This is a genomic window from Pseudomonas sp. D2002 (assembly GCF_013385735.1).
Lineage (GTDB): Bacteria > Pseudomonadota > Gammaproteobacteria > Pseudomonadales > Pseudomonadaceae > Aquipseudomonas.
The window spans coordinates 98,042-108,705 of the sequence record NZ_JACAPL010000003.1 but is presented as its reverse complement, the minus strand read 5'-3'; the positions used below and the strand labels follow the sequence as shown (position 1 = coordinate 108,705).

General features: G+C 57.8%; 10 protein-coding genes. 5 read left to right on the top strand and 5 right to left on the bottom strand.

Annotated features, from left to right (window positions below):
* Positions 1–115: 115 nt before the first annotated feature.
* Together HX783_RS03760 and HX783_RS03755 are read right to left on the bottom strand one after the other, a co-directional pair.
* The gene (locus HX783_RS03760; RefSeq protein ID WP_177016011.1) at positions 116–1,597 is read right to left on the bottom strand and encodes a methyl-accepting chemotaxis protein; all 1,482 of its coding nucleotides are present in this window, start codon (positions 1,595–1,597) and stop codon (positions 116–118) included.
* A gap of 96 nt (positions 1,598–1,693) precedes the next feature.
* Positions 1,694–2,500 carry a TatD family hydrolase gene (locus HX783_RS03755; RefSeq protein ID WP_177016010.1) on the bottom strand — a complete coding sequence of 269 codons (807 nt, stop codon included), beginning with the start codon at positions 2,498–2,500 and terminating at the stop codon, positions 1,694–1,696.
* A gap of 236 nt (positions 2,501–2,736) precedes the next feature.
* On the opposite strand from HX783_RS03755, the gene HX783_RS03750 reads away from it, so the two are divergent.
* The 3 genes from HX783_RS03750 (at position 2,737) to HX783_RS03740 (ending at position 5,263) form a co-directional block, all read left to right on the top strand.
* Complete coding sequence (locus HX783_RS03750; RefSeq protein ID WP_177016009.1) at positions 2,737–4,158, top strand: transglycosylase SLT domain-containing protein; 1,422 nt, start codon at positions 2,737–2,739, stop codon at positions 4,156–4,158.
* Positions 4,159–4,261: 103 nt separating this feature from the next.
* Positions 4,262–4,696, top strand: coding sequence for a DoxX family protein (locus tag HX783_RS03745; protein WP_159954996.1), 435 nt, complete (start codon positions 4,262–4,264; stop codon positions 4,694–4,696).
* A 258-nt stretch (positions 4,697–4,954) separates the two neighbouring features.
* The gene (locus HX783_RS03740; protein WP_159954997.1) at positions 4,955–5,263 is read left to right on the top strand and encodes a class I SAM-dependent methyltransferase; all 309 of its coding nucleotides are present in this window, start codon (positions 4,955–4,957) and stop codon (positions 5,261–5,263) included.
* An 18-nt stretch (positions 5,264–5,281) separates the two neighbouring features.
* On the opposite strand, the gene HX783_RS03735 is transcribed toward HX783_RS03740, so the two are convergent.
* The 3 genes from HX783_RS03735 to HX783_RS03725 are packed head-to-tail and all read right to left on the bottom strand — an operon-like array spanning position 5,282 to position 8,691.
* On the bottom strand, positions 5,282–7,027 hold the full coding sequence (locus tag HX783_RS03735; protein WP_177016008.1) for a Gldg family protein: 1,746 nt from the start codon (positions 7,025–7,027) through the stop codon (positions 5,282–5,284).
* 15 nt (positions 7,028–7,042) lie between these two features.
* Positions 7,043–7,768: an ABC transporter permease gene (locus tag HX783_RS03730; RefSeq protein ID WP_159954999.1), complete on the bottom strand. Its 726-nt coding sequence runs from the start codon at positions 7,766–7,768 to the stop codon at positions 7,043–7,045.
* Positions 7,765–8,691 (bottom strand): ABC transporter ATP-binding protein, encoded by a 927-nt coding sequence (locus HX783_RS03725; protein ID WP_177016639.1) that lies wholly within the window; start codon positions 8,689–8,691, stop codon positions 7,765–7,767. Before HX783_RS03725 ends, HX783_RS03730 begins: the two co-directional genes overlap by 4 nt.
* 236 nt (positions 8,692–8,927) lie before the next feature.
* Here HX783_RS03725 and HX783_RS03720 point away from each other — a divergent pair, with 236 nt between their 5' ends.
* The gene (locus HX783_RS03720; protein WP_177016007.1) at positions 8,928–10,040 is read left to right on the top strand and encodes a hypothetical protein; all 1,113 of its coding nucleotides are present in this window, start codon (positions 8,928–8,930) and stop codon (positions 10,038–10,040) included.
* A 125-nt stretch (positions 10,041–10,165) separates the two neighbouring features.
* The gene (gene greB / locus HX783_RS03715) at positions 10,166–10,639 is read left to right on the top strand and encodes a transcription elongation factor GreB (RefSeq protein ID WP_094952455.1); all 474 of its coding nucleotides are present in this window, start codon (positions 10,166–10,168) and stop codon (positions 10,637–10,639) included.
* Positions 10,640–10,664: the final 25 nt, after the last annotated feature.

The window sequence follows — 10,664 nt, the reverse complement described above, 5'->3', positions numbered from 1 at the left end:
GAGGTTCGTCAGGTAAATATGTCGGCGCTATTCGCTGGGGAGGCTAGGAGGTTTCGCCAAAATTTCGGGTAAACGGAGGGGCGATCGTAGGAGTCGGATTACAGGTTAGAAAGTCCTATAGCTTCAACTGCCCAATCGCCTTGCTCAACTCCCCGGCCAGCGTCGCCAGTTCATTGCTGGTCGTCGCTGAATCCACGGTTTGCTGCACCGTGTTCTCGGTCACATCACGAATGCTCACTACCGCGCGGTTCATCTCTTCGGCGACGTGGCTTTGCTGTTCGGCCGCCACGGCGATCTGGGTGTTGCTCTCGCGCATCTGCGCCACGGCGCCGGTTATTTCGGCGAGGGCCGCGCCGGCTTCCTGGGCTTGCTGTACGCAGTCGTCGGCCTTGAAGGAGCTTTCCTGCATGAAGTCCACCGCGTCGCGGGTGCCGGCCTGAAGCGCCGAGACCATGCGGGTGATTTCGTCGGTGGAGCTTTGCACGCGTTTGGCCAGGTTGCGTACTTCGTCGGCGACCACGGCAAAACCACGGCCCATTTCGCCGGCGCGGGCGGCTTCGATGGCGGCGTTGAGGGCGAGCAGGTTGGTCTGTTCGGCGATGCTGTGGATTACGCCGACCACGCCGTTGATTTTCTGGCTGTCCTCGGCGAGTTTCTGGATCATTTCGGCAGTCTGTTGCACGCCGGTGGACAGCCCGGCAATCGAACGCTGCACCCGGCTGACCACTTCCCGGCCGCTGCCGGCGAGGGTGTCGGCGGTTTGGGACAGGTCGCGGGTGGCGCCGGCGTGCTGGGCGATGTGGTAGACGGTGGCGGTCATCTCATTGATCGCGGTGGCGGCCTGATCGGTTTCGCTTTGCTGGCCGAGCATGCCGTGTTGTACCTCGTTCATGCTGCTGGCCAGGCGCGCGGCACCGTCATCGAGCTGCTGCGCTGTGCGCGCCACCGTGCCGACCACCCGCTGGTAGCCGGCTTGCATGGCGTTGAAGGCGCTGGCCATCTGGCCGACTTCGTCCTTGCAGGCCAACGGCACGCGGGCCGACAGGTCGCCGGTCTTCTCCACGTGCAGCATCACGTCTTTGAGGGTGTTGAGTTGGCTGAGCAGGAAGCGGATCAGCAGTTGCGAGGCACCGAGCATCGCCAGCATCAGGATCAGCACCGCCACGGCGTAGTTGGCGAAGCGTTCGCCAAAGACTTGGCTCAGGCTGCGCCCATAGGCCAGCACGGCGATCTGTTGACCGTCGGCCCGCGCGACGACGTCGGCACCAATCAGTGGGTTTTCGCCGAAAAGCGGCATGTGATTGAGCTCGATCCAACCACTGGCGGTGCTCAGGGCTGACAGATCCTGGTCGGCCAGCTGTGGGACTTGGCCACGGGCAAACGTCAGCCACTGTTCACCCTTGGGCAACGACTTATCGGCCGGCCACGCACCGAGCAATCGCGCCTGCGCCTGCGCCGAGGCCTGGGACGCATCGCTGCGTGCCTGTTGTTCGAGCTGCACGGCGTAAAGCACCAGCAGCAAGGTGGTGATGAAGGCGACCGCGTTGACGGCCCAGAATTTGTATTTCAGCGAGATATTGCTAAGCCAGGCACCCATGGAAGGTTTTCTCTGATAGCGGAAGCAGCATTGGCAAGGTGCCATTATTGTGCCGCTACTCAGGGAACCGGTTTTGACATGGGTCAATGCGCCGCATTAATCCACGGCAGGCAAGCCAAAAAACGCGCGCGAACAGGCGGTGCTGTGTTCGGCCAGGTCTTGCACCGTTTCATTGCGGTGCAGGGCGACTTCGCGCAGTACTTCCGGCAGGTAGGCCGGTTCATTGCGGCCATTTTTCGGCTTCGGTCGCAGTGTGCGCGGCAGCAAGTAGGGCGCATCGCTTTCCAGCATCAGGCGACCACGGGGAATTTCCCTGACCAGTGGATGCAGGTGTGTCCCACGGCGTTCATCGCAGATCCAGCCGGTGATGCCGATATGCAAGTCGAGGTCGAGGTAGCTGAACAGGGCTTGCTGTTCGCCGGTGAAGCAATGCACCACGGCGGCGGTCAGGTGGTCGCGGTAGTCCTTGAGGATTTCCAGCAGGCGCTGGTTGGCGTCGCGTTCGTGGAGAAACACCGGCAATTTCAGCTCGACGGCCAGGGCCAGGTGTTCTTCGAGGACTTTTTCCTGCTGTGGGCGCGGGGAAAAATCGCGGTTGAAATCCAGCCCGCATTCGCCCACTGCACGCACGCGGCTTTCGTTGAGTAAACCGCGCAATTGCCGCGCGCTGTCGCCGTTCCAGTCACTGGCGGAGTGCGGGTGGATGCCCGCGGTGCTGAATAGGCGCTGGCCGCTTTCATCGAGTTTTATACAGAGTTCCAGTGCCTGTTCGCTGCCTTCGACACTGGTGCCGGTGAGCACCAATTGCTGCACGCCGGCGGCATAGGCGCGGTCGAGAACGGCCTGGTGCCTCTCGTCGAAACTGGGGTTGGTCAGGTTGACGCCGATATCAATGAGTTGCATGGTGCTATCTCCGCCTGCGGCCGGAAAGCATATCAGAGCTGTAGATTTATAAGAAAAACTAAGAACTACAACGAGTTATAGCTGTCTTTGAACGTCGCAAGTGACATTGTGGTCGGCCGTACGCCTTCCTCCATGCCACCGTTGCGCGCCTTGCCAGCGCATAAAGCGCTCTGTTTCTGACCTCCAGCCCTTTGTCTTTCACGAAGGTGCTGGCCAGTATTCTTTCCGGAGAGCGGATGATCCGACCCTCGGCGTTGCTTATGTTGTGCCTGACGTTACTGCTGCCCACGGCGGCGGTCGCACGTCTGGACGGGCCGCTGGAAGTGACCAAGCCCGGCAAGGTGCGTGACCTGGCGCAGATTCGCTCCAGTCGCACGCTGCGCGTGCTGGTCAACCAGAGCCGCAACAGTTCCGGTGAAGTCCAGGGCCAGGCCATCGGTGTCGAATACCACCGCCTGCGCGCTTTCGAGCAATACCTCAATGGTCACGCCCGTGACGGTGAGGAAATCAACCTCAAGATTATTCCCAAGGCCAAGGACCAACTGCTCGGCGCATTGGCGCGTGGCGAAGGCGACTTGGTGGCGCCCGGTGAATTACTCGATGTGAAGGCCGCGCACAAGATCAGCACCAGTGACCCGATTGCCAGTGATGTGCCGTTGTGGCTGGTGGGCGTCAAGGGTGAACGGCGCTTTACCAAGTTGGAGCAGCTGTCCGGGCGCACCCTGGCGTTGACCACCGGCAGTGCGGCGGCGGATGCGATCAATCAGGTCAACCAGCAGTTGGCTTTGCATAAGCGGCCGCCGGTGAAGGTGGAGTGGGTCGATCCGACGTTGGCCGTGGAAGATGTGCTTGAGATGGTTCAAGCCGGGATCTTCCACCTCACCATCGTCGAGAAGCCGATTGCCGAGCGCTGGTCGAAAATCCTGCCCAAGTTACGCTTTGACCGGCAGGTGGCGATCAGCGAGCCGGGGGATGAATACTGGTTCGTGCGCCAGGATGCCTCGATGCTGCGGGCCAGTATTGACCGTTTTCTCAAGACCTACCGAACCCCGTCCGATCAGGACGTGGCCTTCCAACGTATCTACCGTCGCCTCTATCAAGTGCGCAACCCGCTGGCCCGCGCCGACCGCCAGCGCCTTGAAAAACTGCGCCCGGTCCTGCAAAAGCATGCTCGCGAGCAGGGCATGGACTGGTTGAACCTGGCGGCGCTGGCGTTCAAGGAGTCCGCTCTTGACCCCGGCGCACGTAGCAGTGGCGGCCCGACCGGGTTGATGCAGATCACGCCGTCGGCGGCGCAGCGCGTCGGCGTCAACAATATCGAGAGTCTGGACAGCAATGTGCAGGCCGGGGCCCGTTACCTGGCGATGATCCGTCGCAAGTTCTTTGCCAGCCCCAAACTCAACGAGCGTGAACGCATGGCCTTTGTACTGGCGGCCTACAACATGGGGCCTGAGCGGGTGCAGGGTATGCGCGCGGAGGCGCGTCGGCGGGGGCTCAACCCCAATCAGTGGTTCTTCCAGGTCGAGCGCATTGCCATGGAGCAGGTGGGAATGGGCGGCGTCAGCTATGTTAATAGCGTGAACAAGTACTACTTGGCGTTTGATCGGGAGCGGGAATCCCTGGAACCGGCAGCGCCAAAAATTGCTTCACGCAAATGATCGGGTTTATAGATAAGTATTAGGCATTATTTGCGCTTTTATCATTGCTTTATCCGATTAATATAGCGGCCAACTCACCCCTACTTTGAAAAGGATTAGCACCATGAGCCCACTGATCAACCGCATCCTGTCTACCCGCGCCGGTTATGGCCTGACTATCCTGCGAATCTTTGTCGGCATTATCTTCGCCGCCCACGGCTCGCAAAAACTCTTCGGCTGGTTTGGCGGCTACGGCCTGGCGGGTACTGCGCAGTATATGGAAAGCCTCGGCCTGACTCCTGGCACCTTGATGGCGGTGCTGTCGGGCGGTACGGAGTTCTTCGCCGGCCTGGCCTTGATCATCGGTTTATTGGCGCGCCCTGCGGCACTGGGGCTGACCTTCCTGTCGCTGGTGGCAATCTTTTCGGTGCATATCCATAACGGTCTGTTTATGGCTAACAATGGGTATGAATTCGCACTGGCCTTGCTCGGTGGCTCGCTGGCGGTGCTGCTGGAAGGGGCTGGCAAATTGTCTGTCGACCGCGCCATTGCCCACTGATACTCACATAACACCGGTAAAAAGCCCGCCATGAGCGGGCTTTTTCATTGCTCGGGATTCTTGACACTGCCCCACCGGCTTCTCTAGGATGCTGCTCATGCGCCGATTTAAACAGCTAATTGCGGGGCGCCACCGGGTTCAATGCAGCCCGACAGAAGCATGCACTCGTACAGAGTCAGGTTTCGAAATTCCGCTAAAGCGCTGGTTCGGTGTTGCCTCTCACCTGCCCGCAGACTTTTGAGGCAGAGACACGACACGATGAATGCACTACGCCCCCTCATACGCCTGGCCCCGATCACCGCGGACCTGACCCAACGCAACCCCAAAATCCTGCTGGGCGGCAAGCACCAGCCGACGCTATTACGTTATCTGGATGGCTGGCCGCGTCGCACGGGGCGTCCATCGGCGTTCCTGATCCAATTCGTGGAAGATGGCGAATCCCTGGCCCGTTTTGCCAGCAACAGCTTTGATCTTGCGGTTATCCAGGCGCCCAGTGCCGACCACGCCGAAGAGGTGATTCGTCAACTGACGCGCATTGCGCGACAAGGGCTGATTGCTCGTCGTTGACGCTCTGGTGTTGAGCGTTCAGCGAGGCCAGGTGGCAGCAGCTGAACGACGCCGGTGCTGGTAAATAAAAACGGCCCAGGCGATCAGGCATAACAGCAGTGGCACCGCCGCAATCATCAACAGCTTCAGGTGGCGTTCTGTTTGATGCACCTGTTGGTAAGCCTCGACTTTGAGGGCATGCAGCTCCATGGGGAGCCGCAGGCGTTCCTTGTTCAACGCTTGCAACTGGGTATTGCTGTCCACCGCTTGAGTGCCGACGCTTGATTTCGGTGGATTCAAGCGTTGCCACTCCTGTTCTGTTCGTTCAAGTCGTCGCTCAAGTTCAGCCGACTTTTGCGCATAGGTCTGTGCGGCCGCCTCGCGCATGTGCTCGAGCGGGTTTGAAGATTGGCCAGCCATTGCACGGGGTCTAATGCTTGCGAGCGCTTCGGGAGCAGCCAGGTTATCCAGGGTATTCAACACAAACGACACGTTGCTGTTGGGGGCCGAATCGATGACGGCATCCGTGAGCAAGTCCGTGTCGGCGACCACGACTACCTGGATGTTTTCAGCCTTCTGCAAACCAGCCGCACTGACTTTTATGCCGTCGGGGAATGTGGAGTAGGCCGGCCCATCGAGGCGAGCAGCGATCACCTGGCGCTGCCCGAGCGTGGACGTCTCATCAATCAGTGAATCGAACGCTGTCGCTGCTGCAAAGCGCTTGGTGTCCAGCAGTGCTGACTGCCTGGAACTTTGGAGTAGCGGGGTGAAGTTTGTGCGGCTTTTTCTTGGTCGAGAAAGTGCACCACTGCTTGAGACAATCACCGAGTTCAATTTCCAGGCACTGGCATCATTTTCTGTCATTGCTTGGCGTGGCAGGTTTAACCGGGCCGGATGCACTACGGTCGCCTGTCCTGTACCCAATGAGGCCGATGAGGCGTAGAGGTTGTCGACCAGTAGTTTGTCCGTTGGCATCTGTAGGCCCCAGGCCGACAGCAGCCCATCCAACTTGTTGTTTGTGGGGGCCACGTTTGTATCCATCTCGCTCATTGGGTCAATAAACAGCATCGCCTTCGCGCCGCTCAGTACAAACTGTTCAACCGCATACAAGGTTGCCTCCGGCAGCGCGCCCGGATGCACCACCATCAGCGCGCCGACTGATTGAGGGATTTGATCGGTGTTTGCTGCCAGTTCAACAAGGTTGAAATGCCGCTGCAGTTGCTCCAATACCTTTGCACCAGGCTGATCTAATGAAAGCCCGGATAGAACGCCGACGGTAGGGCGCTCAGGGTGCACCAACTTGTAGATCAGGTGGCTGATCTCGTACTCAAGCAACGAATCGTCGTCAAGACGGAATGCGTTGATACGTTGAGCGGCCTGGCCTGCACGGGTACCTATAAGGCCGAGAAACCCTTGCGAGTCGTCAAGGCCGAACAAGCCAGCTTTGTAGGCATCCTCTGAGTAAGGTGCTGGATCAATAACGTGCAGGTTAATCATGCCCTTTGCCGCTTTTTCGAACTCTTTGAGCAGGTCTTCCACATGCTCGCCATGGCGTTCCAGCGCTTGGCTTTTCTTCGGGTCATTGCTTGAATTGAAGTAATAAAGATCCAGGGGGTGTTCCAGCGTCGAGAGTAATTGGCGGACAGGGGGCGATAGCGTGTGGATTTTTTGTTGTGAAAAGTCCCAGCGCACATTGGGCAGATGGCTGACCCACGTTAGATTAAATGCCAGGAAAATCAGGAGTATGACCGTAAGTGTCATACCGGTACCAAGAATGGATCGCATGCGTTGCTTTCCTTTTCAACTGGTTTTGTAGTTCACAGTGACAATCGTTGCCGACAGAAAGGCAAAGATCATGCTGATGAAGTACAAACTGTCATGGAGTGTCAGCTTGCCGTTGTCGATAGCGCTGAAACGCGAGATTGGGTTAAGGGCGATCAGGCTGTCGATCACCCAAATGGGCGCCTGACGTTCAAGTGCATCCAGCACCGAGGAAAGTGCACTGGCGGTAAGCAGCAAACCCAGGGTCAATAGGAAAGTCACCATGCGCCGGTGCGTCAGTGCGCAAATGAAGCAGCCGACAGATAAATAGCTTCCGGCGAGCAACCAGCTGGCCAAAAATTGTGAGCTGATAACGAGATTGTCCGCGGCGCCCAAGTAATTGGCGATGACCACTATGGGAAATGTTAGGGTCAGGGCGATACCGCACACGAGCCAGGCGGCCAGAAACTTCCCGAGCACGCGTTCGGTTACCGTGATGGGCAGGGTGTTCATCACGTCGCGTAAGCCGGGGTTGCGTTCGTCCGACCAAAGTTGCGTCGATACAGCGGGAATCAGCAGCAAGTAGAGCCAGGGGTGCAGCTGGAAAAAGACCTGTAAGTCGCCACTGTCCTGTTCCAGCCATGGGCTCGTGTACAACCCCAGTGTTGCGCACAACACCAGAAACGCAGCTACACTCAGGTAAGTGCCGGGTGTGCTGGCGTAACTGGCGAACTGACGTTTGAAAATGACGGGCAGCTGTTTCAAGGGCTTACCTCTTGGCTCAGATGGTGCACAACTTCGTTCAGGCGCCCTGGCTCCAGATTCAGCGAAGTTATGTTCCAGCCGCTGCTGGCAATGAGTGCATTGATGGGGGGGTAGATGTTGTGCCCTGGCATGGCGAGAACCGTCACCTTGCCCGGTGCATGCCGGTCTTCTTCGATGCCAGCGACACCGGGTAGTACTGCCAGTGCCAGCAAGTCCAAAGGCGTTTCTGCGGCCAGGGTTACGGCGCGAAAATGCCGAGAGTTACGTTGCAGATCGAGCAGCGGGGCGTCAGCCATCGGTCGGCCTCCCGCGATAACCAGCGCACGCGTGCAGATGCTGGATAACTCGTTGCAGTGTCGGGAGGCGATGATGACCGTCATTTCTTCGGTCAAGGAGTGGATAAGTGTCCTGAACTTAAGCAGTTGATCCGTCGCCATACCTTCAGTGGGTTCATCCAGCAGGAGCAGGCTGGGTGTATGCAGGATCGCCTGGGCGATAGCGACTTTGCGCTTCAAACCGCTGGAGAGGGTATTGAGCGGGGCGTTGAGCACACGTGACAACTCCAGACGCATGGCCACCCGATCTACCCGGCTGCGCTTTTCAGCGCCGCTGAAGCCTCGGATGGCAGCAATGAAGTTGAGCATGTCTTTTACCGACATTGTGTGATGGTTGAGACCATCCTGAAGTTGGTAACCCAGTGCTTTGCGTGCTTGAAGTGGATGGGTTTGGGTGTCGAACCCTTGGATGTTGATATGCCCTCCGGAAGGTTTCACCAATCCGGATATCAAGTTCAGCAGTATGGTTTTACCCGCGCCATGTTCCCCGAACAGGCCTATGCATTCTTGGCGTTGAGCGCAAAACGAGAGGTTGTTGATAACGTTTCTTTTGCCCAAGTGCTTCGTCAGGCTGCTTATCTCGAGCATTTTTTTACCGAATAAGTTTTGCAGGACGTGAAATAGGCTTGCCATTTTGGTTGAACGCCGAAAAGGTTACGTTCAATCATTGCAGTTGGGAACGTGGGGGTGGCGATATCAGAAAAGTCCTACGTCAGGCCGGATAACTTGCTGTAACAATTACGTTGTTACGAGGCTTATTAGTGGTCGGGTTTAAACCCGACATTTATATAAGGTTTGTTCTTTTGTAATGAGGCCTGATTATCATGATGCTTTTACGTACGCTTGTTCTTGAACGCAACGGTCAGGACACCCCGGTCAACGGTGCCCTGCTCTGCGGGTTTGCGATTGCACAAACCGATTCCAACTTTCTCGTTTATAGCCTGGATGAAGAGACCGAGCCTGGTAACTCCAGGGTCTACATCGCGGCGTTACGTAAAAAGCTCGATCGGTATTTTCTCAGCGGTGTTGAGTCCAAGGAAGACCTGCAGGTGGCCATGCAAGTCTTCAAGCAAATCCTCACGACGGCCGCCGCTGGCGGTACTAAGGCAACTACCGATATCGAGGCAGGAGTGCCCTTTCATTTCATCGATTTGAAAGGCTGCAAGTTGCCGCCTGCCAGGCCAGAGGATCATCATTCAATGATCATCAAGAAGGCATTGGTGATGAAGGTGATCACGTTGGGCATGTCTGCTCCCTCGTTGCCGGCCATCGAGAGTGCTTCATTGATCGTGCCGTCCATTCGCTTCTCGTCGCAAATGGTCTCGCCGGCTGCCAGAGCCTCGAACCAGCCCAAGCTCGTGGAGGTGCCTGCACTCGAGCCTGTTGTTGAAGAAGCGTTGAACCCGGCCATTGCAATAAAGCAGCCGGCGCAGGTGAGTGAGGTCCCTCAGGTCCCCCAGGCCGCGCAGACAGTAGAGTTCAATGCGCCGCCCGCTCAAGCTCGTTTTGAGCCTGAGGAACCCGCCACGTCGAAACGCCCGGCCCCGATGGAACACGCAGCGATGCTTGAGGTTGACAGCACGCTGACCAGCCTCGCCAAGGTCGCCCAGGAGCTGACGCAACAAAAGCTCGCGGTCATCGAACGTGAGGAGGCGCTTGAGCAGTGGCAGGCTGGGCTGCAGCAGGCACAGGAAGAGCTCGACCAGAAGCTCGGTGAGCTGGAGCAACGCGATACCCAGCTGCAGCGCCAGCGGGTGGAAGTTAGCCAAAAGAGCCGTGAGTTGGAGCAGCGTGAAGCACAGTTGCTGAGCCAACAAGCAGACGTTGGCGAGAAGACCGAACAGTTGACGTTGGCGATGTCGCACTTGTCGACTATGCGCCAGCGCTTGCAGGGCGTGCTTCTTGAACTGGATCAAACCCTGGATGGCCACGCGTGAATTGATGCGTTTTACGACCTGGCTACTTTGCCGGGTTCATTTATCATCAACCCCTGCCAGCCGACGCCAATGCTTGAGGCAGCGGTGTAACGGCATTATTGGACATTGCCTGGGGATGCATGCGTTTGAGTACCAAGCTGATAACCAAAGAAGGTCATGAAGCGCTGAAAAAAGAGCTGGATTACCTGTGGCGTGAAAAGCGTCCGGACACCACCCGTAAGGTGACCTGGGCGGCGTCCCTGGGGGATCGTAGCGAGAACGCGGATTACCAGTACAACAAGAAGCTGCTGCGTGAGATTGATCGGCGGGTGCGCTATTTGCGCAAGCGGCTGGAAGATATGCGGGTGGTGGAGTACATGCCCGAGCAGGAAGGGAAGGTGTTCTTCGGTGCCTGGGTCGATATCGAAAACGAGCAGGGCGAAACCAAGCGGTTCCGAATCGTCGGTTATGACGAAATTTATGAGCGCATGGACTACATCTCCATCGATTCGCCCATGGCCCGCGCACTGCTGCGTAAGGAGGTTGACGATGAAGCGATCGTGCAAACCCCGAGCGGCGATGTGTGTTGGTGGATTACCGCGATCGAGTATGTGAAGTAGACGATGGCCGGCACGCAGCAGCGCG